Annotated in this window: 38 protein-coding genes; 8 read left to right on the top strand and 30 right to left on the bottom strand. The window is 63.5% G+C overall.

Annotated features, from left to right (window positions below; translation table 11 throughout):
- Positions 1-3: 3 nt before the first annotated feature.
- From KIH81_RS07020 to KIH81_RS06990, 7 genes are all read right to left on the bottom strand, one after another.
- Positions 4-441, bottom strand: a complete 438-nt coding sequence (locus KIH81_RS07020; protein ID WP_214304706.1) for a hypothetical protein — start codon at positions 439-441, stop codon at positions 4-6.
- Positions 442-448: 7 nt separating this feature from the next.
- Positions 449-1,648 (bottom strand): phage major capsid protein, encoded by a 1,200-nt coding sequence (locus tag KIH81_RS07015; RefSeq protein ID WP_214304705.1) that lies wholly within the window; start codon positions 1,646-1,648, stop codon positions 449-451.
- A 16-nt stretch (positions 1,649-1,664) separates the two neighbouring features.
- A complete protein-coding gene (locus tag KIH81_RS07010) occupies positions 1,665-2,381 on the bottom strand; it encodes an HK97 family phage prohead protease (protein WP_214304704.1) in 717 nt (238 codons plus the stop codon).
- Positions 2,371-3,780, bottom strand: coding sequence for a phage portal protein (locus KIH81_RS07005; protein WP_214304703.1), 1,410 nt, complete (start codon positions 3,778-3,780; stop codon positions 2,371-2,373). The genes KIH81_RS07010 and KIH81_RS07005 overlap by 11 nt, the downstream gene beginning before the upstream one ends.
- Before the next feature lie 13 nt (positions 3,781-3,793).
- The gene (locus KIH81_RS07000) at positions 3,794-5,386 is read right to left on the bottom strand and encodes a phage terminase family protein (protein ID WP_214304702.1); all 1,593 of its coding nucleotides are present in this window, start codon (positions 5,384-5,386) and stop codon (positions 3,794-3,796) included.
- 11 nt (positions 5,387-5,397) lie between these two features.
- Complete coding sequence (locus KIH81_RS06995; protein ID WP_214304701.1) at positions 5,398-5,781, bottom strand: terminase small subunit; 384 nt, start codon at positions 5,779-5,781, stop codon at positions 5,398-5,400.
- Positions 5,782-5,924: 143 nt separating this feature from the next.
- Positions 5,925-6,233, bottom strand: a complete 309-nt coding sequence (locus KIH81_RS06990) for a hypothetical protein (protein ID WP_214304700.1) — start codon at positions 6,231-6,233, stop codon at positions 5,925-5,927.
- A gap of 111 nt (positions 6,234-6,344) precedes the next feature.
- On the opposite strand from KIH81_RS06990, the gene KIH81_RS12190 reads away from it, so the two are divergent.
- The 3 genes from KIH81_RS12190 (at position 6,345) to KIH81_RS06980 (ending at position 6,879) form a co-directional block, all read left to right on the top strand.
- Entirely contained in the window at positions 6,345-6,479 is a 135-nt protein-coding gene (locus KIH81_RS12190) for a hypothetical protein (RefSeq protein ID WP_274608209.1), read from the top strand.
- Positions 6,480-6,545: 66 nt separating this feature from the next.
- Positions 6,546-6,692: a hypothetical protein gene (locus KIH81_RS06985; RefSeq protein ID WP_214304699.1), complete on the top strand. Its 147-nt coding sequence runs from the start codon at positions 6,546-6,548 to the stop codon at positions 6,690-6,692.
- Entirely contained in the window at positions 6,682-6,879 is a 198-nt protein-coding gene (locus KIH81_RS06980; RefSeq protein WP_214304698.1) for a hypothetical protein, read from the top strand. The genes KIH81_RS06985 and KIH81_RS06980 overlap by 11 nt, the downstream gene beginning before the upstream one ends.
- 107 nt (positions 6,880-6,986) lie before the next feature.
- Here the strand turns inward: KIH81_RS06980 and KIH81_RS06975 are convergent, their stop codons facing one another.
- From KIH81_RS06975 to KIH81_RS06905, 15 genes are all read right to left on the bottom strand, one after another.
- On the bottom strand, positions 6,987-7,568 hold the full coding sequence (locus KIH81_RS06975) for a PBECR4 domain-containing protein (protein WP_214304697.1): 582 nt from the start codon (positions 7,566-7,568) through the stop codon (positions 6,987-6,989).
- A gap of 321 nt (positions 7,569-7,889) precedes the next feature.
- A complete protein-coding gene (locus tag KIH81_RS12080; RefSeq protein ID WP_236029391.1) occupies positions 7,890-8,639 on the bottom strand; it encodes a hypothetical protein in 750 nt (249 codons plus the stop codon).
- 78 nt (positions 8,640-8,717) lie between these two features.
- Positions 8,718-9,176 carry a hypothetical protein gene (locus tag KIH81_RS06965; RefSeq protein ID WP_236029389.1) on the bottom strand — a complete coding sequence of 153 codons (459 nt, stop codon included), beginning with the start codon at positions 9,174-9,176 and terminating at the stop codon, positions 8,718-8,720.
- Positions 9,173-9,445, bottom strand: a complete 273-nt coding sequence (locus tag KIH81_RS06960; protein ID WP_214304696.1) for a hypothetical protein — start codon at positions 9,443-9,445, stop codon at positions 9,173-9,175. Before KIH81_RS06960 ends, KIH81_RS06965 begins: the two co-directional genes overlap by 4 nt.
- Complete coding sequence (locus tag KIH81_RS06955) at positions 9,442-9,759, bottom strand: hypothetical protein (protein WP_214304695.1); 318 nt, start codon at positions 9,757-9,759, stop codon at positions 9,442-9,444. Before KIH81_RS06955 ends, KIH81_RS06960 begins: the two co-directional genes overlap by 4 nt.
- A complete protein-coding gene (locus tag KIH81_RS06950; protein WP_214304694.1) occupies positions 9,756-9,938 on the bottom strand; it encodes a hypothetical protein in 183 nt (60 codons plus the stop codon). Before KIH81_RS06950 ends, KIH81_RS06955 begins: the two co-directional genes overlap by 4 nt.
- The gene (locus tag KIH81_RS06945; RefSeq protein WP_214304693.1) at positions 9,922-10,122 is read right to left on the bottom strand and encodes a hypothetical protein; all 201 of its coding nucleotides are present in this window, start codon (positions 10,120-10,122) and stop codon (positions 9,922-9,924) included. Before KIH81_RS06945 ends, KIH81_RS06950 begins: the two co-directional genes overlap by 17 nt.
- Positions 10,119-10,493: a hypothetical protein gene (locus tag KIH81_RS06940; RefSeq protein WP_214304692.1), complete on the bottom strand. Its 375-nt coding sequence runs from the start codon at positions 10,491-10,493 to the stop codon at positions 10,119-10,121. The genes KIH81_RS06945 and KIH81_RS06940 overlap by 4 nt, the downstream gene beginning before the upstream one ends.
- A 193-nt stretch (positions 10,494-10,686) precedes the next feature.
- Positions 10,687-12,975 (bottom strand): bifunctional DNA primase/polymerase, encoded by a 2,289-nt coding sequence (locus tag KIH81_RS06935; RefSeq protein ID WP_236029387.1) that lies wholly within the window; start codon positions 12,973-12,975, stop codon positions 10,687-10,689.
- A 91-nt stretch (positions 12,976-13,066) separates the two neighbouring features.
- Positions 13,067-13,243 carry a hypothetical protein gene (locus KIH81_RS06930; RefSeq protein WP_214304691.1) on the bottom strand — a complete coding sequence of 59 codons (177 nt, stop codon included), beginning with the start codon at positions 13,241-13,243 and terminating at the stop codon, positions 13,067-13,069.
- Positions 13,243-14,112 carry a hypothetical protein gene (locus KIH81_RS06925; RefSeq protein WP_214304690.1) on the bottom strand — a complete coding sequence of 290 codons (870 nt, stop codon included), beginning with the start codon at positions 14,110-14,112 and terminating at the stop codon, positions 13,243-13,245. Before KIH81_RS06925 ends, KIH81_RS06930 begins: the two co-directional genes overlap by 1 nt.
- 19 nt (positions 14,113-14,131) lie before the next feature.
- Positions 14,132-15,040: a hypothetical protein gene (locus KIH81_RS06920; RefSeq protein WP_214304689.1), complete on the bottom strand. Its 909-nt coding sequence runs from the start codon at positions 15,038-15,040 to the stop codon at positions 14,132-14,134.
- Positions 15,030-15,257, bottom strand: a complete 228-nt coding sequence (locus KIH81_RS06915; protein WP_214304688.1) for a hypothetical protein — start codon at positions 15,255-15,257, stop codon at positions 15,030-15,032. The genes KIH81_RS06920 and KIH81_RS06915 overlap by 11 nt, the downstream gene beginning before the upstream one ends.
- 4 nt (positions 15,258-15,261) lie before the next feature.
- Positions 15,262-15,492: a hypothetical protein gene (locus KIH81_RS06910; protein WP_214304687.1), complete on the bottom strand. Its 231-nt coding sequence runs from the start codon at positions 15,490-15,492 to the stop codon at positions 15,262-15,264.
- Positions 15,489-15,881 (bottom strand): hypothetical protein, encoded by a 393-nt coding sequence (locus tag KIH81_RS06905; RefSeq protein ID WP_214304686.1) that lies wholly within the window; start codon positions 15,879-15,881, stop codon positions 15,489-15,491. Before KIH81_RS06905 ends, KIH81_RS06910 begins: the two co-directional genes overlap by 4 nt.
- A 71-nt stretch (positions 15,882-15,952) precedes the next feature.
- Between KIH81_RS06905 and KIH81_RS06900 the strand changes: the two genes are divergently transcribed.
- A complete protein-coding gene (locus KIH81_RS06900) occupies positions 15,953-16,117 on the top strand; it encodes a hypothetical protein (protein WP_214304685.1) in 165 nt (54 codons plus the stop codon).
- On the opposite strand, the gene KIH81_RS06895 is transcribed toward KIH81_RS06900, so the two are convergent.
- The 7 genes from KIH81_RS06895 to KIH81_RS06865 all read right to left on the bottom strand — a co-directional run bounded on the left by KIH81_RS06895 (position 16,110) and on the right by KIH81_RS06865 (position 18,252).
- On the bottom strand, positions 16,110-16,571 hold the full coding sequence (locus tag KIH81_RS06895) for a RusA family crossover junction endodeoxyribonuclease (RefSeq protein ID WP_214304684.1): 462 nt from the start codon (positions 16,569-16,571) through the stop codon (positions 16,110-16,112). The two genes, KIH81_RS06900 and KIH81_RS06895, sit on opposite strands and share 8 nt — an antisense overlap.
- A complete protein-coding gene (locus KIH81_RS06890) occupies positions 16,555-16,830 on the bottom strand; it encodes a hypothetical protein (RefSeq protein WP_214304683.1) in 276 nt (91 codons plus the stop codon). The genes KIH81_RS06895 and KIH81_RS06890 overlap by 17 nt, the downstream gene beginning before the upstream one ends.
- Positions 16,827-17,051: a hypothetical protein gene (locus KIH81_RS06885; RefSeq protein ID WP_214304682.1), complete on the bottom strand. Its 225-nt coding sequence runs from the start codon at positions 17,049-17,051 to the stop codon at positions 16,827-16,829. Before KIH81_RS06885 ends, KIH81_RS06890 begins: the two co-directional genes overlap by 4 nt.
- Entirely contained in the window at positions 17,048-17,341 is a 294-nt protein-coding gene (locus KIH81_RS06880) for a helix-turn-helix transcriptional regulator (RefSeq protein ID WP_214304681.1), read from the bottom strand. Before KIH81_RS06880 ends, KIH81_RS06885 begins: the two co-directional genes overlap by 4 nt.
- A 104-nt stretch (positions 17,342-17,445) precedes the next feature.
- Positions 17,446-17,736 (bottom strand): hypothetical protein, encoded by a 291-nt coding sequence (locus tag KIH81_RS06875; protein ID WP_214304680.1) that lies wholly within the window; start codon positions 17,734-17,736, stop codon positions 17,446-17,448.
- Complete coding sequence (locus KIH81_RS06870; RefSeq protein WP_214304679.1) at positions 17,733-17,984, bottom strand: hypothetical protein; 252 nt, start codon at positions 17,982-17,984, stop codon at positions 17,733-17,735. The genes KIH81_RS06875 and KIH81_RS06870 overlap by 4 nt, the downstream gene beginning before the upstream one ends.
- Before the next feature lie 49 nt (positions 17,985-18,033).
- Positions 18,034-18,252 carry a hypothetical protein gene (locus KIH81_RS06865; protein ID WP_214304678.1) on the bottom strand — a complete coding sequence of 73 codons (219 nt, stop codon included), beginning with the start codon at positions 18,250-18,252 and terminating at the stop codon, positions 18,034-18,036.
- Positions 18,253-18,363: 111 nt separating this feature from the next.
- Between KIH81_RS06865 and KIH81_RS06860 the strand changes: the two genes are divergently transcribed.
- From KIH81_RS06860 to KIH81_RS06845, 4 genes are all read left to right on the top strand, one after another.
- Complete coding sequence (locus tag KIH81_RS06860) at positions 18,364-18,822, top strand: helix-turn-helix domain-containing protein (RefSeq protein WP_214304677.1); 459 nt, start codon at positions 18,364-18,366, stop codon at positions 18,820-18,822.
- A gap of 276 nt (positions 18,823-19,098) precedes the next feature.
- Entirely contained in the window at positions 19,099-19,500 is a 402-nt protein-coding gene (locus KIH81_RS06855) for an ImmA/IrrE family metallo-endopeptidase (protein ID WP_214304676.1), read from the top strand.
- A 46-nt stretch (positions 19,501-19,546) separates the two neighbouring features.
- On the top strand, positions 19,547-19,741 hold the full coding sequence (locus KIH81_RS06850; RefSeq protein WP_214304675.1) for a hypothetical protein: 195 nt from the start codon (positions 19,547-19,549) through the stop codon (positions 19,739-19,741).
- Positions 19,738-20,115: a type II toxin-antitoxin system HicB family antitoxin gene (locus tag KIH81_RS06845; protein WP_214304674.1), complete on the top strand. Its 378-nt coding sequence runs from the start codon at positions 19,738-19,740 to the stop codon at positions 20,113-20,115. Before KIH81_RS06850 ends, KIH81_RS06845 begins: the two co-directional genes overlap by 4 nt.
- A 171-nt stretch (positions 20,116-20,286) precedes the next feature.
- Here the strand turns inward: KIH81_RS06845 and KIH81_RS06840 are convergent, their stop codons facing one another.
- Positions 20,287-20,841, bottom strand: coding sequence for a hypothetical protein (locus KIH81_RS06840; protein WP_214304673.1), 555 nt, complete (start codon positions 20,839-20,841; stop codon positions 20,287-20,289).
- Positions 20,842-20,868 lie beyond the last annotated feature (27 nt).

The following is a 20,868-nucleotide window of genomic DNA, read 5'->3' as shown; positions in this document are numbered from 1 at the left end:
CCCTTACTTGGCGATGATGCCGAATGCGCGGCAGGCGGCGAGCAGCGCGTTGAACGCCGCGGGCGTGACCGTGCCGTCCGTGGCGACATCCGCGATGGCCGCTGCGGCCGCGGGCTTGCCGGAGATGGTCGCCCATGTCGGCGCGGCGGGCACGGTCGGAATCGTCGGCTTGTTCGTCAGGTCGTTGTACGAGCCGGAGAACGAGCTGATGCCAGCCCCGATGGCCTTGCGCGCCGCCGCGGCGTCCGCGGCCTTCAACACGGCGCGTCCGGTGGCGGTGGCTCCGGCCAGCGTGTCCGCGGTCGGGGCCTCGACGGCCGGGCCTCCGCCGATATCGACCGGGTTGCCGTCGGCGTCCACGATGGTCACCGGCGTCGGATACTGGGAGCCGTCTCCCGCATCGCCCACGCCGGTCTGCAGGATCTTGGTGGCGTCACTCATCATTGCCTCACTTCGTGGCCTTGCCGAGCTCGACCTTCACGAACGCCTGCGGGTACTTGACCTGCAGGCCGATGCGTTCGCGCACGCGGAACGTGATCAGGTCGTTCGTGAAGTCCGACTCGTGCGAGTTCGTGGACTCGGCGCGCAGGCCGCCCTTGCGGATGACCGCGCCGCCGAGCTTGAACGCGCCCACGATGGCGGTGCCGGCCGCAACGGCCTCGGTGACCACGGTGGTCAGGCCCCACAGCGGCGGATCCTGCATGATGGTGCCGTTGCCGTACTGGCCGTTGAAGTAGCCGCCGCCGTAATACTGTCCGTTCGAATCCTTGGACAGGCGGATGGCCTCGTAGTCGGCCGGGTTGATCACGAGCGCGTCCGCGCGGAAGCCGGTGGCCAGCGCGATCTTGGTGCGGGCCTTGAAGATGCGGTCCGGATCGGAGTCGGCGGCCTGCGGCATGGTCTGGATGTCGCGGGCGAGCAGGCCCTTGATGTTCGCGTTCGTGCCGTCGCCGGACAGCAGCTGGGTCTCCTCCAGCAGCTGGAGGTTGTAGCGTGCGTGGTTGTTGATCTCGCTCACGATGTAGGACAGGTCCTCGGCCATGTTGTCGGTGACCTTCCACCAGGCGGCGACCTCCTTGAGGCTGTCGGACTCCCACTTCGGGGCCGGCAGGTGGGTCTGTGGCTTGGCGCCGCCCTCGCCCACGGTGCCCGCGCCGCCCTCCAATGCGCCGTACACCGGGTACTCCACGGTGTTCGCGTTGCCGGACAGGGTCACGGAGCCGAACAGGTCGGCCACGACGAGCTGACGCTCGTACGGCCACACGCCGTTCATGTCGATCTGCGTGACGACCGGCTCGTAGCCGGTGCCCGCCGAACCGGTGCCGGCCACGTGCGTGTCGGTCGCCTCCTTGAAGTCCGGGGTGGTGAAGCCCTTCGTCTCCGAGACGCTCAGGCCGGCCTTCTTCAGCTCCTGCGCGTACAGGTCGCCCAGGGAGCGTGCCGGGGCCGACTTGGCGGCGGGCTTGGCCTCGTCCGCGTTCAGGTCGTTGACGCCCTTGAACAGGTCGATGCGTTCCTGCAGACGCTTGGCTTCGGTGTAATGCTGCTTGAGCTGCGTCACCTCGTCTTCGGCGAGGTTTTCCATGCCCTTGTCGACGAGGGCATGTGCCGCCTTCTTCTCGGCGGCGAGCTGTTCCATGAGGTTCATGGATCATCCTTTCCTGTTAGTGGTTTGCCAGCGAGAGGAAGTCGCTGATTTCGTTGAATTCCCTGACCCAGGCCGGGTCAAAGTCCTTGCTGTCGGCGGTCTTGCCGTCGTCGCCGTCGGAGTCCGGTTCGTCGTCGGGCGTGTCGGTGATGGCGTCGAGCAGTTCGCCGAGCGCGTCGTACGCCACCCGGATCTTGCTTTCGTTCGCCTTCGATATGGCGCTGCCGGCCTTCACCTCGAGCACTTCCGCGCCCTGGTTCGCGGCGACCTGCACCAGCGAGATCTCGAAAAGCTTGACCTGGCGGATCTCCCTGTACCCGTCCCATGGGCTTTTGGACTCCTCGTCCTCGACCCATGCGGTCTTCTCCGCGATGAAGCCGATGCTCATCTGATGGATGAGACCGCGCTTGAGCAGGTCGTAGGCGCGTTTGCCCTCGGGGATGTCGGTGTCGAGCCTTGCGGTGACGAGCAGGCCGTGCTCGTCCTCCACGGCGGAGAGGGTCTCGCCGATGATGTCGTTCGGGGAGCCGTCCTTGTGCTGCCAGTGGATGGGGATACCCGCGCCGCCGTCCCTGAAATCGTTCGCGAGCGTCTGCTCGAACGCGCCCTGGACAATCACGTCGTCGTACAGGTCTTTGTCCCATGTGCTCGCGTAGCCGGAGAACACTCCGGCCCTCGCGTCGTCATTGTTCGGGGCCTCCTTGAATTCGAAGCCCCTGTGGTCAAGAGTCATTCTGGTCTTCTCCCTTCGTCATTGCATCCCACGCCGAACGGAAACCGGCGTCGTACCGGTAGAGGCGGCGGAACTGGTCGAACATGGCGAGCGCCTGTTTGCCGTTCGGGCTTGCGGCTTGTTGGGCGTTCTGTGTCCGTCCGCCGTCCTGGGGTGAGGGTTGTCCGCCTTCGGATACGTTGAGTGGTGTGATGAGCTGGTCGCCGCCGGGCAGTTTGGGCCGGTCGAGGAGCTCGCGTGCTTCGTCGGTGGTCATGAACGGGCGTCCTGTCGCGGTGGACAGTGCCTGGAACTGGGTTTCCATGGTGCCGCGCAGTTTCGCGTCGAGGTTCGCCCGGATGTAGCAGTCGGGTTCGCCCACTGCTTCGGGGAGCGTGAGGTTGAGCGCCTCTTCGAATGCGACGAGGTAGGGCAGCAGCTCCACGTTCCAGAGTTTCTCCTTGTATGCGGCGATGTTGCTGTTCGTGCCGGTGCGGAATCCGATGTTCTCGGGGCTGATGTGGAACGCGAGCGCGACTTGTTCGTTGATTTTCTCGCGTGCTTCGAGGTCGGCCATGTCCACGGGTTTGAACAGGTTGTCGACCGTGCGGATTTCCATGCCGTCCTTGAACACGGGCCAGGTGCCGGCCATGCCGCCGCCCTGCACGTAGTTCCTGAGTCCTTGGGTGAAGTCGTCGTAGTCGTCCTGCGATATCCACGGCATTTCCTTGGGCCGGTACACGTAGGCGGGTATCTGGTAGCCGTTTTTGGCGATGTTGCGCCGGTATTCGGCCATGGCCCGTGCTTCGGCGAGCAGCGGGCGCAGCACGTTTGCTATAGGTTCGCCGATGTTCAGGCCGTCGATGTAGCCGACGTCCAGGATGACGTTGGGGGAGGGCAGACGGTATGTGCCGCCGGGGTTGCCGTCCACCGAGTCGATGGTCACGCCGGTGAGTTCGCCGAAACCGTTCGCCGTGAGGCTGTACCCGTCGGCGGGGATGCGGCGCAGCGAATAGTCGCCGCCGGGTTTCAGGCCGAGCGTGCACAGCCACCGGTCCTCCAGGAGCATGTCCCGGATGAGTGAGGCGTAGAACCGGTAGCGGCTCACGCCGGGCAGTCCGGACGGGTGCCGGACCAGTCGGGCCAGGTTGCCGTCGCGCACCTCCTCGGCGTCGCCGTCCGCGTTCCTGCGGTACACCTTCAACGGCAGGGACGCGAGCTGGCGGGTGATGTATTCGACCACGACATGCACCGCGTACTCGCGGCAGTACATGCCGGACACGTGCCCGGCGAACTCCACGTCCGTGGGCCAGCTGATGGCCGGCGGCATCGCGTCCGCCATGGTCGGCAGGCGCTCCGTGTCGGCGGATTTCATGGCCAGCGCGGCCGGGCCGCGCAGCAGATCATCCAGGAATCCCATACGGCTCCGATCGTTAGAAGGTGACTCTCACGCCCACGCTGGGCTGGTATTTCGGTTTCTCCGGCTCGCCGCTCATCGTCTCCAGCGCGTACAGCGCCTGCGATTCCGCGATGAGACCGCTGATGTGCATGGCCGACTGGTTGCGGTCCCACACCTCGACCTCGCCGAGCCTGCGGGTGATCGCCACGGCCGCCTGCTGCTCCACCGCCGGCTGGGGCAGGTGACGCAGCTTGCCGTCGCGCACACGGTCGCGGAACCGGCCCGCGGCCGCACCCATGCGGAAACCCTCGATGAGGTGCACCGTCCACCCGGCCTCGGTGAGCGGGTCGCAGAAATCCACCGCCGGACAGCCCTTCGACTGGATGGCTATCTCATGGATGTCGGGCCAGCGTTCCCTGAGCATGCTCAGGTAGCGGGGCACCCACAGCATGCCGTCGCGGCGCACGATCAGCTCCACGTGCGGCAGGCCGTCCGACCGGTAGCCGGCCGCGGCGATGTACGTGGTCTCGCGATCCGCGCTCGTGTCCACGCTCAGCACCACGCGCCCGTCGTCGGGGATGCGCGAATCCTTGTCGATGCCGCGCTTCCACAGTTTCGGGTCGATGTACGGGATGATGTCGGCCGTGACCCATTGGCACAGCACCTCGGTGCGGTACGCCGCCTCGGTCAGGCCGTTGATGTCCGCGCAGATGCTCCGGTGGGTCATGGGCCCATACCCCATGGACGGGTTCGCCTGGCGTATCGCGTCCCGGTCGTCCAGCTCGCATCCGTCCGGGGCGCTCCACTCGAAATACCCGTAGGACTGGTCATGCGATTCCGCCCAGTCGGACGGGGCATGTTTCTCGGCGACGACCTGCGCGTTCCAGGAGTCGGCCAGGGCACGCCCCTCGTCCACGAGCTTGCGCAGGATGACGCTGCGGTAGTCGCCCGCATTCGAGATGCCCCACAACTGCGACGACCATATGGCCTTCGTGGTCTGGGACACGGCGTTCCACCCGTCGTCCGTATGCTGCTCGCGCAACTCGTCGAACACCACGCGGGACGCGGACTTGGAACGGATGTTCTTGTCGGCGCGCACGATGTACTGCGCCTTGTTGCGGCAGACGATCGCCTCCTCGCCATGCGAGTTGTTGATGCGCTGCACGCGCCGCTGCAGGGCGGGCACCACCAGTTGCGCCTCCGCATCGGACTGGGGGAACGGGTTGCACCAGTTCAGCACCGCCTGGTACGGGGCGCGTGCGTTGTCCAACGTCTGGGCGGCGCCGACCACGAGGAACTTCCATGCGGGAGACAGTTCCGGATGCCGGCCCGAATCCACGAACAGCCACCAGGCGCACAGCACGCCCATGACCGTGGTCTTGCCGTTCTGGCGCGCCACCAGCGTGATCACGCGGCGGAACCGATAGCTCCCGTCGGGATTCAGTTCGAGCGCGTGGATGAGCAGCCATTTCTGCCACGGGTACAGGCGCACGCCGAGGAACCGCTCCGCGAACTCGATGACCATGAACCCGTTCGAGGTCTTCGGCGTCAGCTCGCGCAGCGGGGGAGTGTATATGCGCGGCGTGGTCATGCCATGGTCGCCGTCGATGATTTCGCCGAGATCCATGACGCCTCCCGTCAGCCGATGTTCGCCAGATACTCCTCGAACTCGTCAGCCACCGTGGGCTCGGCCATGCGCGTGGCCTTCGCGCGGGTCGGCTTGGCCGGTTTGTCCTCCTCCGGCACCAGACCGAGGGACGTGCAGTATTTCAGGAACGTCGGCAGCGACGTGTTGTCGTTCTGCGGGACCGCGGGACGCTTGCCGGACTCGTTGGCGTCATGGAGCGCGCGTTCCGCGAGCGCGTTCCAGTTGTCGATGCGCCAGGCGAGCTCGCGGGCGGCCGCGATGGCCGCGGAATCCTTCGCCTTGAGGTGGGATGCGTTGCGGATGGAGCGTTCGAGCGCTTCGGACACGGTCTCGTGGGGGAATCGTTCCCGTCTGGATGTCGTCTTCGATGTCATGATGGCCTCGCTTTCGCGCGCGCGACCCCCGGTCGCAATTTCACGGAAGTTCAGGGGGAGAGGAAGAGCGGCCACGCGGGACGTGCCCCGGCAGCGCGCGGTTTTGGGATTCCACCGCCCCTCCCGGTCGGATCGGTTGATTTCTATATCCATTGGCGGCTGAGCTGGCCGATGGGTTCGGCCGGATCCTTGTTGCCGCGCAGATTGTTGCATTGCGTATGACTTGGGCGGAAGCCGGCCGGGTCGTGCTGGAGTTCGGGACGTTTGGTGACGGGATAGAAATGGTCGAGGTTATATGAGTCGTCCGTGGTGTTCTGCGCCGCGTCGTAGTCGATGGGCATGCCGCACAGCCAACAGGGCGCATGCTCGGCCTTGCATCTGAGGAAGAAAGCCTTGCGGTCCTTCTCGAACCGGCGGCCGCCTTTTCGAACCTGACGGCTGTAACTGACCATCGCCGTCACCTCACAATCGTTGGAATCCTCGGCGTGTCGCGGCTTCTCGGCTTGCGTAACTTATATATCTGACATATAATAGTTATGTCAGCAAGAAAGAAAGGAGGTGACATGGAGAACATCTGGAATGCAATCAACGCGATTGGCAACTTCCTTCTCGGCGTCGGCACGCTGGTCATCGGACTGGCCGCCTATACCGAGGCTCGTAAGCCGGACGACAAGCCCGGCAAGCGGCGGAAAAAGTAAAAGGCCGGTCCCGGATTCTGCACCTATCCGGGGCCGCGCCCCATTCCAGACTAATCCATGAAAGCCATGAACAGGAAAAACATCATCCCCTTGGCGTGCGGCATCGCGTCGCTGGCGCTCGGCGTCGCCGGGCATGGCGTCCCCGCCGGAGTGTTCGGCCTGTGTGGCGTGATCATCGCGCTTGCATACGGGAGGCGCGGCGATGGCGACTAGATACCTCGGCGTCAAGCAGGTCGGCGAGCGGCTCGGCGTCAAGAACGCCGCCGCTTACAAGCTGCCCGAGCCGGACGCCTACATCGGCGATACCAAAGGCTGGCTTCCCGAGACCATCGACGAGTGGAACCGGAACCGTCCCGGCCGTGGCGTCGGCGGTGGCAGGCCCCGCAAGAACAAGGATTGAATATGATGAAACCCGGAAAGCCGTTCGGTCTTCCGGGTTTCACACTAATGCTGATACGCAGTATACCACAGGGTGGCGGCAGCCTACTGCCGCTTAGGGTTTTGTTTTTACGGATTGTCTCTCGGCGGGATGATCCTCGCGCCGGTCAATGGGTACAGGGTGGTGCCGGCCAAGCGGATGGACCTGCTGGAGATGCTCACGTTGCGCACGGTCCGGGGCGCGTACACGTCGGCGTCCGGATCCACGGGCCGCTCCTCGGTCAGGGTGACGCCAACGCACCATTCGTCCGAGCCGAAGAAATACCGGTAGTCGCGGCTGGCGGAGTCCGCGACCGATTCCACGCTCTCCGGCGTGCGCAGCATCAACGGCAGTACGGAAAGCTTGTCCTCGGTGATGCCGCGGTTGTGCGCGTGCCTGACCGTCAATCCCTGCATGCCGTCGGAGACGAGCATGTCGAAGAACACTTCGGATTTCACCGGTTTCGGCTTGGTTCTGTAGAGGCGTTGGGGGAGTGTGCAGTCGAGTCCGCACAGGTGCATGAAATGGTGTTTATGCCAGTGCACGTCGAACGCGGTGCCGTTGAATTCGAGGATGGTGTGACGGTCGAGGAAGTCCCGCTTGTAGAGGCGGGCCATGGGGCGGAGCCGTTCGATGACGTCGGGGATGCCATCATCCCTGCGACCTGTCATCGAATCCTCCTGGAAGAAAGAATTGTAAGCCGGGGAAACGCGACTTTTCCCCGGCCCCGCTGTTGGGAATCCGTGTTTGTATGGCCCTCTGCTAGGCGACCCGTGACGCGAACGGGTCTACGGGAGGTTCGCGTCTTGCGGCGCGTTTCGCCTTCTCCCAAGGCTAGGTGCTCCTTCGTGGCCGCCGCAGGCAGCGGCTGCGAGCATCACGGCAGAGGATTCCGGTTGCGGTAAGCTTTAGCTTCAGCCCCGTCCTCCCGGACGGAAAGAGGAGCATGGGCCAAGGCTTGGTTTCAAGATAGTTCCTTGCCGCCCGTGCAGTCAAGCGGTTGCGCCCATGGCGAGTGTCAGCACCTCGCGCACGTTGAACTCCCAATACCCGTCCTCGACCGGTTTCGAGGACGGCAGTTTGCCCCTGCGCAGCCAATCGGTCACCTGCTTCCTGCTGACCCGGTACCCGTAGTTCTCGCGCAGCCATTCCGCCAGTCCGGCCGGCGTGCGCGTCAGATGCACGGCCTCCACGCGCTCCCGCGTCTCCTCACGCAGGAGGGGGACGTTCACGACCCGACCGCATCTGCAGCGCCACAGGAGTTCGCCTTTGCCGGCGAGTATGTCGCGTCCGCAGTCGGGGCACACGCCGACCAGGCGTCGGGTGCGGGGACGCCGGTCGACCAATCCCTCCAAACGTTGGTTCAACGCGATGAGCATGGTCAGGTGTTCGCCGGCCATGGGTGATTGGCTCAAATCTCCCATGTGGGCCTGCATGCGGGGGATGAGCCGCTGCCAGCGTGCGCCCACATTCCAATCCCCGGTCGCTACCGTCCAGATGTCCTTCAACAGGCTTTCCGCCCGGTCGATCTCGTCGAGCAAGCCGAGGTCGGCGGGGGTGGGCGGCACGCTGGTTTTCCCGCCCGTCGCGTGTTCGGTGAGCCGGTATTCCCGGTTCGCCATGCGTTGCAGGAGGTAGAGGTTCCGGCGGAGCTGGTGGAGTTGGCGCGCGTAGTCCGCACGGCAGGAGGCGCACAGGGTCCAACCCTCGTTGACAGTGGCGTGGCAGTATTGGCAGTTCATGGATAAGCCCCTTCCGTTCGGCTAGAATGGTTCGTGCTCCTATGCGCCCCGTCCGACCCGTTTTCGGATGGGGCTTATTCATGTCCTCAGCGCCTCGCATGGCAGATTCCAGACCCGCGTGAACTCCGCGAGCTCGTCCGGCTCCAGATCGGGGCCGCCCCATGGCTGGCCGGGCGGGCGTTCCCGTCTGGGCGGTTTGTACGGTTCGACGCTGATCCTCATGCGCCCGCATTCGTGGGCGGCGAGGTATCGGCCGTCCGGCTTGAGGCCGGCGGTGCCGCACACGTTGGTGAGTCGGGGTTGGCGGGCGGCGGTTATCCAGGTGACGCGGGTCAACGGTCGGCCGAGGATGACGGCGACGGTCAGGTTCTCGCCTTGGATGATCCCGTAGTCCCATTGCTGCCAGATGTTTTCCCGGTCCTCGATGATGTACTGGCCGCAGCCGGCGCATTTGCGGGTGACCAGGTGCGACAGGTTCGGTTCGGGGATGAACGAGCGCAGCCACGCGGGCTTGCGTTCGCCCGTCGACCGTCTCATTCGGCACCCTGGTCGGCTCCGTCGGCGTGCGCCCAATCGCAGGACATGGCTTTCGGGTAGCCGCCTGCCGGAATGATGCAGGTGACGCGGCGTGAGTCCGGCATGGTGATCACGCAGGTGGAGAACTCCAGCATGGCATCCCGCCTTGAGCATTCGCTTTTCGTGACCGCCTCCGTACTCTGGTCAGTCTCCGCATGGTCGCCGCAGCCCGTGAGTCCGAGCGCTAGGATTCCGGTCAGGATGATGACGGTAAAATTTTTCCCTCTCATGATTCCTCCGTGGTCTTGGCGCGTGCGGTGTCGAGCGCGGTTCGGGCGATTATGGTGAACAGTTCCGTGCTGGCGACGCTGGAATCGTTCTCCCATGTCATGTCGTCGCGCCCATAGAGCAGCCGCCAATAGGTTTCGAACGTGGCCTTCGCCGCCGCCTCGATCTCCTCCTGTGTGAACTGTCGTGTGGCTCCGGCCGCGTACGCTTTCCGTTGCAGCATCTCCGCCTGGACGCGGCCCATGCTGACCATGGTGTCCGCGCCGGCTTCGGGTAGGGGATACCGGTTGTCGATCTCGTCGCTGAGGATACTCACGATTCATGCTCCTTCGTGGTTTGGTTCGCTTGTTCCCGGTCTGCTCGGGCGATGCGCAGCATTTCGGCCACGAGGCCGGGATCCTCATGCTGGTAGGCCGCGTATCGGCTGGTGGTTCGGCCTCCGCGGGTGTTGTCGCTGCGGATGCGTGTGGCGTGCGTGTCATTCGGCCTGCTCATCGGCCGCTCCTTCCGTGGGGGCCTGTTGGTTGAGCATGGTTTCGATGTGGATGGCGTAGGCGAGGGCCTTGTCCCAGCCGGCCCGCCAGCCGGTCACGTATGCTTCGGCCGGTGACTCGTTGCCGAGGCCCGCTTCGGCGAGGTCGTTCAACGCGAGTTGCGTGTGGTCGATGAGGTTGGTCATTTCGTGTCGCTTTCGGTGGTGTGGCAGTTGGCGTCGAGCCAGTGGGCGATGGTGCGCAGGTCGTCGGCCCATTGGATGCGCATGTCCCGTTCCCGTTCGTCCTTGGGTGCGGGTTTGGGTTGGTCGAGGTCGAGGAGCGAGTATTCGGGCCGCTTCAGGTAATGGCTGCGGGTCCTTTGCCCTCCGGGCGCTTTGGTCTGTTTGTAGTTGACGAGCTGGAGGATGTGCAGCATCTCCAGTGCCTTCGTCGGATCGAAGTTCGGGGTGTCCGGATCCGCATCGAACCGCTTGCGTAGACCGGGCACGTTGTCTTCGCCGTTGCCGAGTTCGAACGCGGTCGCTTCGATCTGCTCTTTGAATGTGAGGGTCATTTTGGGTCTCCTTTGAGGTTGGGAAAAACTAGTGTTGTTGAGGGGTGTTTTTGGGTGTTCCGGAGGGGCGAGCCGTAGTTTTTCCCGCACCCACCCACACACGTAGTGTGGGTGGGAAGTGCTGGGAAAAGCTAGACTCGGTGCTCCAGTTTTTCCGGGAAAAGCTCGGCAAAACTGGGAAAAACAGGAAAAGCTAAACCGGAAGCTGATTCTCGCTATCCAACCCACTTGCCTCCTCCCTGCTCATCCGATCCACGAAGGCATCGGATTTCGGGTCATCGATCTGCCTGTACGGGCGTACCGATTTGAATATCGACCGGTTGTTGCGGCCGGAACGATTCGATATGAACCCCTCCGCCAGCAGGAGACCGACTGCGTTGCTCATGACCGCGGTTCGAGCACTGGAGCCATCGGACTTCAGAGCTTGGAACAGTTCCTTCTGGTTTGGTTCCTCGTTCGCGACTTCAAGAATTTTGCTGATCTTCTCCATGAGTCCGGTCGGTCGGAAGTCGTCCCGTTTCGCCGATGGCTCCTCGTGGGGCATCATGTTGGGTCGTTCGATGGTGACGCGCATCCGGTCCGGGTTCGTGTTGTCCACGTTGATGCGGGCAGCCTCCCTGAGGTGTGAGCCGTTGTTGCTCCAGGTGACGGCGCAATGCTCCTCGATTTCGCTGATCCTGTCCTTGCCCGAACTGATGACGATCAGGCCTCTGAGTCCTTTGCCGACCGGTTTGCTCATCGACACGCTGTAGCTGATGCCGTCGATGAGCGCGAGTTTCTGCATCGAACCGCCGGCGTACCGGCCGCGGGCTTCCTTGTTTTTGATGACGTGGTCGATGAGCGTGACGGCGGGTCCGTGGGCGGCGATGACGCGGGGCATGGTGTTGTACCAGGCGGCGATGTCGTCGCCGTTGTTGCTGTCGAGGCCCGCGTAGGCGAGGCACGAGGTGACGCCGTCGATGACGCATAGTGTGGCGGTGTCCGCGTACATGAGGGTCTCCTTCCATCCTTCGATGCTGGTGGGGCTGTTGGGCTTCGCGTTGGGGCGCACGTAGTGCAGCCGGTGGGCGATGCCGTGCGGGTCGGCTCCCATGAGGAGGAGTCGTTTGACGATGTTCCTGGCGTTGTCCTCGTAGTCGATGTAGATCACGTGGTGTTCCTTGTTGAGTTCCTGGGTGATGGCGATCTGTGCGATGAGGCTTTTGCCGCAGCCGGGTTCGCCGTGCAGGTCGTTCACGCATCCCATGTAGAAGAGTCCCTGTCCGTCCTCGCGTTCGAACACGGTGGGCGTGGGTGGCAGTTCCACGCCGGCGGCGAGTCGGGTGAGGTCCTCGAACCGCCAGCTCGACGGGGCCGATGGCGTGTCGTAACTTTCCCGCGTCCGGTCTTCCGGGGTGTCGTCCTGGCTTGCGTCGGCCTGTTTCGGCGTGGTTGCAACGTTTTGCGCGGCCTGCTGGTAACTTTCCGCGCTCGTCGCGGGGTTGAGCATGTCGGCTTCGCCGGGGGTGAGCCGTTCGATCTTGGATTGCTCACAGGGGTCATCATGGGCTGGGATGCCCGTGACCTTTTCCATGGCTCCGCCCAGGATGCCGGCCCATTCGCGGGTGGCTTCCTGTTCGCCGCCCTGACGGTCGGGTGCGACCTCGCGGATGAACCGGGGTTTGAGCTGGTTGATGGCGTCCAACGCGCCCCGATGCCCTTCCTGCGCGAAATGCACGAGCGTCCACACGGCCTGCAGCGTGGTGTCGTGGCGTGACCCCTTGGCCGCCGGGTTGGCGAGGATCCTGTCCAGGAACGTGTTCACGGCCTTGCACATGCGCGCGTCATAACCCCTCGAAATCGAGGGGTTTACGGGTATGGGGGCGGGTTGCGCCGGGTTCGGCGTGTCTTCCCGGTCGGGTTTGCGCAGCCAGTCGACCCATTTGCGGGGCATGGAGGCCAGGTCCGTGATATGGGGGATCCGGTCGGCGGGAGTATGGTCGGGCGCGTACCACTGGTATTGTTCGCCGGACGGGTGGATGGAAGGCCAGACCACGCTGTACCGGTGGCCGGGTTGGAGGATGTCGACGCCTTCGATGGCGCCGCCCTTCCACGCGACGCCTTCGGGCACCTTGTAGAACAAATGGCGTGCGGGCGAGGCCTGTCCGTGCGCGGTGCTCGACCACGTGTCGGGCAGTTCGCCGAGTTCGCGCGTGAGCTCACCCATGTTGCGTACGCCGTCGGCCTTCGCCTGATGGCCCTGCATGCTGTCGATGTCGAGGACGAGCACGCCTTCGGGGATGACCAGGCCCGTGTTGCCCTGCGGAGTCCACTGCGACCAGAGCATGATCTGGTCGTCGGTGACGGGTTGCCGGTTGCGGCCGGTGAAACCGGCGGGCGGCGGCGTCTTCCTGCCTTCGGGCAGGGGGATGACCTGCATCCATCCGGCCGCACGGTACAGGGGCGCGGCCTGCGCGTAACCGTAAACGCTGGTCATTCCCATGCTCTTCCCTTTCCTCGTGGATAACGTGTCATATGGTGCCGTTCCGCGCCTTGCACGCGGCCGGCCGCTTGGATACGGCTACGGCTGGGGTTTATTCCCCGTCGGAATCCTTGGATTTGCGCCAGCCCATGAGCGCGAGCTTCATGGCGAGCAGCTCCCAGCTTTCCGAATCGACGTCGGTGAATCCGGCCAGGTCGTGGCCGAGGGACGTCATGTCGTCGCGCAGCTGCGCGCATTGGCGTCGCAGGTGTTTGAGGAGCTCGTCCATCAGAACTCACCCGTCTCCGGCATCTGCTCGCTGCCTCCGTGGTTCTGCGGTTGCGCCTGGTCGGTGACCGCGGTGACCGCCTCGACGGGCACGCCCAGCAGGCCGGCGATCTCCTGCGGCGGCTTGCCCAACGCCTTCAACTGCTGGACTTTCATCGGATCCGCCGCCGGCGCCTGGGGTTGGGTGAGCTGCACCGGCCGCGCCTGCGGGTTCCACGGGTCCACGGGAGTCGGCGCATACCCCTGATTCGGGGCCTGCAAGCCCGCCTGCGGGGCGTACGCCGACTGTCCGTAACCTTGCTGGGGTTGCGGTCGGACGGGCTGCTGTGGGGCCTGCGGGCCGTTGATGAGCGTGTTCACGTTGTTGGCGGGTTCGATGTGGAACTCGTACATTTTCGGCGGTTGGGGCGCGTTGCCCCGCTGCCCCAACCCCATGTACCGTTCCGTGATCGTGTCGCCCGGTTTCGGCGCCTTCACGCCAGCCTGCTTGCACGCTTCACGGAACGCCTTCAACTGCAGGCCCCAACCCTTGACCCACAGGCTGCGCCGGCCGTCGTCGTCATCCACGCTCGGATCCCTGAGCTGGGTCTGGATGATGATGTGGATCTGCTCCTTCGGCCGCCCGTCGTTCCAATAGGCGGGCTGCTTGGTCTGGAAGTCGTTGACCTGCGTGGTCTCGATCTTCTCGATGACGCCGGTCACGCTGTCGCCCGGCTGGCTGTCCCCGGTGAAATACGCCTTGGCGCTGTTGCCGGAGAGCAGGTCGTCCAAACTGCTCAACCGGACGGCAGGCTGGGCGACGGGCTGGTAGGCCTGCTGAGGGTAGCCCTGCGACGGGTAGCCGTACTGTTGTGGTTGCTGTCCGAACATGATCTATGGTTTCCTTTCGTTATTCGGCGAACTTGTATTCGGGTTCGATCAATGGGATGAGGTCCAGCCACTTGCCGGGCACGTCCGGCCATGGCCTTTCGTCGAATTCGGGCAGGGCCGGCATGTCGGGCCACACGCGGCCCTTGCATGCGAAGCACCTGTCCGGGCCGGCCGCCGGCAACTGTCTGATCCAGCTGTCGCGCACGTCCACGCCAGCCGCCTGTTCGATGCAGTCCATGAGGTTGACGAGCAGTTGGGCGCGGGCCAACGCCCACCGGCCCGGCTTCGAATCGAAGCCGGTCTCCCATGGGAGCGCGTCACCCAGGCTGGTCTTGTTCCTGGGCAGGAAGTAGATGCAGTTGCGCAACACTTGTTCCCCGGCGTTCTCCAAACCGATGCCGTACAGGCTCGCCTGGATCCGGTATTGCTGGCTGGGCCCGTGCGCCTTGACCCTGGTGACCGTCGTGTTGCCGACGATCTTCCAGTCGATGGTGCTGCACGTCTTCCGGTCCCACAGGTCGATGGATCCGGACACGTCGTATCCGCCGTGCAATCCCTGCAGGCGTCCGACCGTGACCCGGTGTTCGGTGCGCCAACGTCCGTCCGGCAGACTGTCGTCCGTTTGTTCGCCCGTGTTCAACGCTTCGAACATGTGCTCGAAGCGTTCGTGGACGCATGTTCCGATGAACGGCAGCCATCCGGGTTGGCGGCGTTCGGGCCAGCCCGCGAGCTTCGCGGCCAGGCAGTGCACGCAGTCCGTGCCCAGTTCGCTTGGTCCGATCTCCTTCTGCAGTTCGCGCGGCTGGTTCGCGATCCCGTGTTCGATGAGCCCCCGGATCTCCGGCCATAACGTCGCCTCCCCGACCGGGGTGGACGGTGGTTCGAACGTGGTGGCGTGGGCTACCGCGAGGATCTGGTCAACATCCATCTGACTCGTCCTCCTCTTCGGCTTCCTGTTCCACCCGTCGACGCAGGCGTTGTTCGGCGTGCAGGATGCGTAGGGCGGCGCGCGTGCACAGGTCGTCCAACTGGCTGGAGCGGATCATGTACAGGTCGTCCGTGGGTGAGACGCCGTCCTCGTCCTTCAGGTCGTAGTCGACGATGGTGCGGCCGATGATGTCCGCGATGTTTATGCTGGCGAGCATCTCATCACCTTTCTTCCTCATCGTCGCCCGTGTCGAACACGTCCACGGATTCGTTCGACAGGATTTCCTCCACGTCGAGGTCGAGACTGTCGACCTCGCTGACCCAACCGGCTCGTAACGCCTTGAGCACGTTCTCGTCGGTCGGCTTCCCGAACCGGTCTTCCGGCCAGTCGATGCATACCTTCTCCGTGATCACCGCCTTGCGGGTCACGTTCACGCCGATGAGCATGCTCATGAGACCACCACCGTCGGCTTCGCCGAAACCGCGTACGCGGCCACCGCGTCCGCGGTCAGCAACCGTTCCAACTGGGACAACGGTTTCGGTTTCAACTGGTAAGCGTTCGGATATTTGTCGGCCGGATACGTCTTCATGAACCGGGCCGCGTCCACTCGACGGCTGCCTGGTTTGACCTGGACCTTCAGTCCGCCGGCCTGGTAGGTGCCGGGCGCATGCGAGTCGAGGATCTGCGCCTTCAACCGTTCGACCTCCTCCTGACGGGTGGCGATCTCCTCCTGCAGGATGCTGATCCGTTTGGCCTGCGCGTTCAGCAGGCGCTGCCTGCGCAGTCCGTCGTCCGGCTCCCCGTCGACGAGCGTGCAGGCGGGTATGGGAGCGGTGTTCATGATGTTGTCCTTTCGTTCGGTTCGGTTGTTTTGACGGGCATCCAGAAGGTCCGGTGCGTGGGAAGTCTGAGATGATGCGCGTCGCATTGTCGGACTGCCTGTTCGAGGTTTCCGGCCGGTCCCAATGGGCCGCAGGTGCGGCAGCGCGGCATGTACTGGCGGCTCAATGTCTGCCTCCTATCCATCCGACCAGCACGGTGAATGCCAGCAGGATGATCGCGATGATGGTCATGTGAGTGGCGTCCATTCCGGCAACGGTTGGACGCGGATGTACAGGTGTGGCTCGTATTCGTGGCCGCAGGATGTGTACGGGTCGCCGGCCTTGCGCCGCCGGTAGCGTCCGCGCGCCCCGTACGCCCATGGGTCGGGCACCCGTTTGAACGCATGCGTCTCCGCGACCTGCTGGTCGTCCAGGTAGGCGACGCCGTTCAACCCGTCCAACACGAGCTTCAGCAGGTTGTCCAGGTCGGGACGGCCACGGTGGCTCATCCAGAACTCCGCGTCCAACCTGACCGGGCACCGGTAGGGTTCCGCCCGCGGGTATTTGCGGCGGAATTCCATGCGCAGCCGGTTTTCCGCCTGGGCGGTGCGTTGCGGCGTGACCGCATGCCCCCGGTAGACGCGCGGCCTGCCCTTTGGTGTCGGATCGCCCGGCAGCAGGAGCGTGAACCCGTCACCGGTCGCCGTCATGCTCGTACCTTGCGATGATTAGCAGGAATATGAACGGCAGGATGATGGCCGTGAGCAGGCTGCCGGTGATCATCCACTGCGGGGTGCCCGTGCCCAACGGCTGGGGGAGCCTGCTGTGGGTGACCGTGTAGCAGCACAGCCAACCCTCCGTGAACGCCAATGAGAGCAGGAGCATCGCCCTGCGGGCGTCCGTCAACCGTGGTCTCGGCCAACGGCGACGGCGTTTGTTCCGGTTCTTGTGCAATGCGTCGATGCTCATGACTCCTCCTTCTTGTCGAGTTGGTCGACGGCCATGTCGAGCACGTGGATCTTCAGTTCCGCCTGGTTGGCGAGCTCGTATATCCTGTGGTCGCCGTTCATGAACGCGGCGGATGCGAGCTGGTGTATGACCTGGAATGCGTCGGCCAGCTTGTCCCGGTAGTATTGGGTTTTCACGCCGGGAATGTCGACGTCGTCGAGGATCGTGCTGTCTGATTTCATGATCTGGTTCCTTTCGCTGGTTCGGGCAGTCTGGTGCTGGTTTGGGTGCCGCGGGATTCCATCCATCGCTGGCAGCGTTTGAGCGAGTAGCGGACGGGCAGCGTGTCGCGCAGCTTGCCTTGGGTCTTGCCTCTGACGGGCGGGAGTTTTATGAATTCGGGGCCGCCCCCGTAGTGGCGCATGTGGGCCAGCGACTGGTAGCTTTTGCCGGTCACCTCCATGGCCTCCTTGCATGTGAGGTACCGGTCGTCCGGGCCGAGGAGGAACCCCTGTATACTGGATTTGACCATTTGGATCATTCCTTTCATGTGGTTGTCGCCGCCGCTGCAATCGGCGGCATTTCTTTTGTCTGGCCGGTCAGGAGCCGCGTGAGCTCCCGCCGGTGTCGGTCGGCTCATGCCTGGGCGGTGGCGCAGTCGTCGAACCATTCCTGCAGCAGGTCGCATCGGTCGCCGAACGTGTTGAGTTGTTCCGCGGTCAGGTCCTCGCCGATGGGGCCATTGGTTTCGATCACGTTGCTGGTCTGTCCGTCCTCGAACAGGTCGATGGCGAAACTCAGGCCGAACTCGTCGAGTTCGGTTTCGAACACGACCAGCGAGCATTCGTTTCCGGGATCCCGGTATTCGCGCAACGTGAACCCGGGGGAGTGCTCCAACTGGAGCGTGGGTGGTTCCGGCCTGTTCATGCGGGGTCCTTTTCCGTGGCCTGCAGTGCGTCGGCGAGCTCCTTGACGGGATCCCCGCCGGTGAGCTGCTGGGCGGCGACGAACATGCTGATGGTCATGTCGTTCGAGTGTTCGATGTATTTGGCGACGGTCTGACGGTTTACGCCGCTTTCCTCGGCGATCCTGACCCGTGGGGTCTTGGTCAGGAGCATGCGTTTCTTCGTGTTCTCGACGGCCTTGGCGGCCGCACGCTGGGCTTGGGTGAGCATCAGGGGTTTCTCCTTCCGAAAGGTGGAGGCCGGGATCCCCGGCCGGGGGTTAGAACAGGAATCGGCGGATCTCGTCCGCCGCCGCGGACGTGAGGTAGAACGTGCCGTCACCGTGGGTCTCGAAGCTGGCCAGGCCTTCCGGTGTCCGGTGGATGGTCAGGGTCCGGCCGTTCTCCCATTCGAAGGTCAGCGTCTTGTTCCATCCCTCGCGGGTGACCGTGGCCTTGGTCTCGGTCTCGGCCAGGTGGTTCCAGTCCTCGTTCTTCATTTCCTCGATCCTTTCCGTAAGCTCTTGCTGACAACACCATTAACGTAAGCACACGCTTACATAAAGTCAAGTGTCTGCGTGTCTTCACATGCTTACATGTAGCCTTTAGTCATGGCTTCTAGAGTTGAATGGACCGCAATCGATCATGCGGCGAAAAATGAACTAGCCCAGATCATCGATCGATCGGGGCTTTCGTTAAGAGCGATGGCCGATCGCATGGGAGGCGTTATCAGCCATGTCCGTGTGGGTGATATCCATAATGGAGCGAAGGCTCCGGTTCGTTTGTCTGAGTTCCTGGCGATCTGCGAAGCCTGCAATGCGGATCCCGTCCAAACCCTCCGCCGCATCATCGCCGAAGCCGAACGCATCCAACAGCAAGCTACCCAACCAACCGAAACCCCAACCATCCAAGCCGCCGACTATACGGGTGCGGACGGCGAGTCCTTGGAGGAGACCGCGGCGCGTGAACAGGCCGCGAAGGAGCGTGCGATGAGGAAATACCGCAGCGGCAAGGGTTACGCCGCCTACCACGACAGCCACAAATACGACCCAGACCCAGACATCGCATAAGCCGTCCGGAATTTCCGAATGACTCGAACCGAACCGTCGATTATTCTTCGCCAGTTCAACTTGCAAGCATTTCTTACAAGTTCAAAACCATTGGAAACACTGCCTTCAGACCATTTTCCCGGCCTCGGGAAAATGGTCGGCGTTTGACAACACGCACAAAACAGAAATGGATGCTACCATGAACGACAACAGAAGCCTCCCACGCCTACTCACAGTGCGCAACCCGGGAGGTTCTCTCATTTTCGGAGGTCCCCGCTGCACTGGGAGTGACCCGAAATGACCGCCATCCCCGTCGACGCGCATGCGAACTACGGTCCCATGCGCATGCTCCTGTACAGGGTCGCGCCCGGCCTGACCGTCGCCAGCAGCCTGTTCGACGACGACACGAACGGCATGTACGACCGTGACGACGACACCATCCTCATCGACCGTCGCATGACCTACACGCGCAAACGTTGCACGCTCGTCCATGAGCTCGTCCACCGCATGTACGGCGACGACGACCACACGCGCGAACACCGATGCAGGATGACCGCCGCCCGCGAGCTCATCAACCCGGCCGAATACGCCCTGGCGGAACGCATGTACGAGGGTGACAAGTGGCTCATGGCCGACGAGCTGAACGTCACTCCCGAGATCATCGACGACTACCGGGAATGGCTCCACGACTCACGTTAGTAAATACCCCTTGACTTGAATTAGTAAATAGGTATAGACTATAACTATGAAGAGAAAAGACCTCGAAAAACGAATCCACCGGCTCGCCAAGGACAACGGGCTGACGGACATCTGGGACGAAGGCGGCAACCACAGCAAAGTCACCGTCGGCAACGCCCAGACCACCGTCCCACGCCACGGCGAGATCAACGAACTCACCGCCAAAGGCATCCTGAAATACATCGAAAGGAACATGAAATGAGCGAAAACAAGGACGTCACCGCCGTCTGCCAACGCGCGGACGGCTGGTGGGCCGTCGAAGTGCCCGAAATCCCCGGCCTGTTCACCCAGGCCCGCCGCCTCGACCAGGTCGCCGACCAGGTGCGCGACGCCGCCGAAATGCTCGACGTGCGGGTCGGCTCCGTCACCCTCGACCCGAAACTCGACGCGGCCACGAGCCGCATGGTCGAGGAACTGTTCGTCAAACGTGACGCCGCCCGCAGGGCCCAGGACGAAGCATCAAAACTCGCCCGCACCACCGTCGCCACCCTCCGCAGGGAAGGACTCACCGTCCGCGACGTGGCCACCGTCACCGGCGTCAGCCCCCAACGAGTCAGCGCCCTCCAAGACGCCTGAAAATACGAAAAAGGCCCCGCCGGCGCACCAACGCCGAACGGGGCACTAGCCGGGGGAGTGCTACCAACACTCCGGTTCCGGCGGTTGAAGAATCCAACAAGGAAATAAGAAAGGAGGATGCTTCACCCACCCATCCTAGCCGACGGGCCGGGCGAAGCACACCCGAAAATGCTAAGCCTTGTCTCCCTGCGAAGGCTCGTCTCCCGAAGATTTATCACCCTTGATGGCCTTGATGATTTTCGGGCCGGTTTCCGCAAGACCAGCAACAGCGGCGATGGCGGCGGGAATATCATGCCCGGTGAATCCGAACACGAGCGCCGCGGCCCATGGAAGAACGGTGTATCCCACGGAAGTAATCGCCACGGACCAGGCCTCCAGCCTGGACGCGGACAGAAGCGCCTTGTTCTGCGTTTCGACGGTCTGCTCGGTCATATGGAGGATACGTTCGGGGAATGTGGCGTCGACCTTTTTGAACGCGGCCATATCTTCCGGAGCAGGCACGGAGCCAGCCCAGTAGGATGCGCTGGCAATCAGAGACCGCGGATCAGCCGTCTGGTCGAATCTGCCATCGCCTTCTTGACCAGTTCCGCCGACGACCTCTGCACGTTCGCCGTCAGAATGTTCTCCCGAATCTTGCGGAAGTCGTTCCTTGTGTCCGGGCTCGACGCGATTGCCAGCCCGCGTCTCACGCCTCTCGACATCGCCTTGACCATGTTCATGGCTCATCAGTCCTCCCACACCACACTACGTGTG

Source organism: Bifidobacterium miconisargentati (assembly GCF_019331675.1).
GTDB classification, from domain to species: domain Bacteria; phylum Actinomycetota; class Actinomycetes; order Actinomycetales; family Bifidobacteriaceae; genus Bifidobacterium; species Bifidobacterium miconisargentati.
The sequence above is the reverse complement of the archived record's forward strand: the minus strand, read 5'-3'. Positions and strand labels throughout refer to the sequence as shown.

Bases quoted from the DNA above. Each gene is read 5' to 3' on its own strand.
- KIH81_RS06980 (WP_214304698.1), top strand. From the start codon at position 6,682: ATGGCGACTAGATACCTCGGCGTCAAGCAGGTCGGCGAGCGGCTCGGC.
- KIH81_RS06860 (WP_214304677.1), top strand. From the start codon at position 18,364: ATGGCTTCTAGAGTTGAATGGACCGCAATCGATCATGCGGCGAAAAAT.
- KIH81_RS07015 (WP_214304705.1), bottom strand. From the start codon at position 1,648: ATGAACCTCATGGAACAGCTCGCCGCCGAGAAGAAGGCGGCACATGCC.
- KIH81_RS06985 (WP_214304699.1), top strand. From the start codon at position 6,546: ATGAACAGGAAAAACATCATCCCCTTGGCGTGCGGCATCGCGTCGCTG.
- KIH81_RS06915 (WP_214304688.1), bottom strand. From the start codon at position 15,257: ATGCTCGCCAGCATAAACATCGCGGACATCATCGGCCGCACCATCGTC.
- KIH81_RS06855 (WP_214304676.1), top strand. From the start codon at position 19,099: ATGACCGCCATCCCCGTCGACGCGCATGCGAACTACGGTCCCATGCGC.
- KIH81_RS06840 (WP_214304673.1), bottom strand. From the start codon at position 20,841: ATGAGCCATGAACATGGTCAAGGCGATGTCGAGAGGCGTGAGACGCGG.
- KIH81_RS12190 (WP_274608209.1), top strand. From the start codon at position 6,345: ATGGAGAACATCTGGAATGCAATCAACGCGATTGGCAACTTCCTTCTC.
- KIH81_RS06940 (WP_214304692.1), bottom strand. From the start codon at position 10,493: ATGACCCTCACATTCAAAGAGCAGATCGAAGCGACCGCGTTCGAACTC.
- KIH81_RS07005 (WP_214304703.1), bottom strand. From the start codon at position 3,780: ATGGGATTCCTGGATGATCTGCTGCGCGGCCCGGCCGCGCTGGCCATG.
- KIH81_RS06930 (WP_214304691.1), bottom strand. From the start codon at position 13,243: ATGGACGAGCTCCTCAAACACCTGCGACGCCAATGCGCGCAGCTGCGC.
- KIH81_RS06960 (WP_214304696.1), bottom strand. From the start codon at position 9,445: ATGAGAGGGAAAAATTTTACCGTCATCATCCTGACCGGAATCCTAGCG.
- KIH81_RS06890 (WP_214304683.1), bottom strand. From the start codon at position 16,830: ATGAGCATCGACGCATTGCACAAGAACCGGAACAAACGCCGTCGCCGT.
- KIH81_RS06965 (WP_236029389.1), bottom strand. From the start codon at position 9,176: ATGAGACGGTCGACGGGCGAACGCAAGCCCGCGTGGCTGCGCTCGTTC.
- KIH81_RS06995 (WP_214304701.1), bottom strand. From the start codon at position 5,781: ATGACATCGAAGACGACATCCAGACGGGAACGATTCCCCCACGAGACC.
- KIH81_RS06850 (WP_214304675.1), top strand. From the start codon at position 19,547: ATGAAGAGAAAAGACCTCGAAAAACGAATCCACCGGCTCGCCAAGGAC.
- KIH81_RS06845 (WP_214304674.1), top strand. From the start codon at position 19,738: ATGAGCGAAAACAAGGACGTCACCGCCGTCTGCCAACGCGCGGACGGC.
- KIH81_RS06905 (WP_214304686.1), bottom strand. From the start codon at position 15,881: ATGAACACCGCTCCCATACCCGCCTGCACGCTCGTCGACGGGGAGCCG.
- KIH81_RS06895 (WP_214304684.1), bottom strand. From the start codon at position 16,571: ATGACGGCGACCGGTGACGGGTTCACGCTCCTGCTGCCGGGCGATCCG.
- KIH81_RS06900 (WP_214304685.1), top strand. From the start codon at position 15,953: ATGATGCGCGTCGCATTGTCGGACTGCCTGTTCGAGGTTTCCGGCCGG.
- KIH81_RS06880 (WP_214304681.1), bottom strand. From the start codon at position 17,341: ATGGTCAAATCCAGTATACAGGGGTTCCTCCTCGGCCCGGACGACCGG.
- KIH81_RS06925 (WP_214304690.1), bottom strand. From the start codon at position 14,112: ATGTTCGGACAGCAACCACAACAGTACGGCTACCCGTCGCAGGGCTAC.
- KIH81_RS06920 (WP_214304689.1), bottom strand. From the start codon at position 15,040: ATGGATGTTGACCAGATCCTCGCGGTAGCCCACGCCACCACGTTCGAA.
- KIH81_RS07000 (WP_214304702.1), bottom strand. From the start codon at position 5,386: ATGGATCTCGGCGAAATCATCGACGGCGACCATGGCATGACCACGCCG.
- KIH81_RS06870 (WP_214304679.1), bottom strand. From the start codon at position 17,984: ATGCTCACCCAAGCCCAGCGTGCGGCCGCCAAGGCCGTCGAGAACACG.
- KIH81_RS06875 (WP_214304680.1), bottom strand. From the start codon at position 17,736: ATGAACAGGCCGGAACCACCCACGCTCCAGTTGGAGCACTCCCCCGGG.
- KIH81_RS06935 (WP_236029387.1), bottom strand. From the start codon at position 12,975: ATGGGAATGACCAGCGTTTACGGTTACGCGCAGGCCGCGCCCCTGTAC.
- KIH81_RS06885 (WP_214304682.1), bottom strand. From the start codon at position 17,051: ATGAAATCAGACAGCACGATCCTCGACGACGTCGACATTCCCGGCGTG.
- KIH81_RS06950 (WP_214304694.1), bottom strand. From the start codon at position 9,938: ATGAGCAGGCCGAATGACACGCACGCCACACGCATCCGCAGCGACAAC.
- KIH81_RS12080 (WP_236029391.1), bottom strand. From the start codon at position 8,639: ATGAACTGCCAATACTGCCACGCCACTGTCAACGAGGGTTGGACCCTG.
- KIH81_RS07010 (WP_214304704.1), bottom strand. From the start codon at position 2,381: ATGACTCTTGACCACAGGGGCTTCGAATTCAAGGAGGCCCCGAACAAT.
- KIH81_RS07020 (WP_214304706.1), bottom strand. From the start codon at position 441: ATGAGTGACGCCACCAAGATCCTGCAGACCGGCGTGGGCGATGCGGGA.
- KIH81_RS06990 (WP_214304700.1), bottom strand. From the start codon at position 6,233: ATGGTCAGTTACAGCCGTCAGGTTCGAAAAGGCGGCCGCCGGTTCGAG.
- KIH81_RS06945 (WP_214304693.1), bottom strand. From the start codon at position 10,122: ATGACCAACCTCATCGACCACACGCAACTCGCGTTGAACGACCTCGCC.
- KIH81_RS06865 (WP_214304678.1), bottom strand. From the start codon at position 18,252: ATGAAGAACGAGGACTGGAACCACCTGGCCGAGACCGAGACCAAGGCC.
- KIH81_RS06975 (WP_214304697.1), bottom strand. From the start codon at position 7,568: ATGACAGGTCGCAGGGATGATGGCATCCCCGACGTCATCGAACGGCTC.
- KIH81_RS06910 (WP_214304687.1), bottom strand. From the start codon at position 15,492: ATGAGCATGCTCATCGGCGTGAACGTGACCCGCAAGGCGGTGATCACG.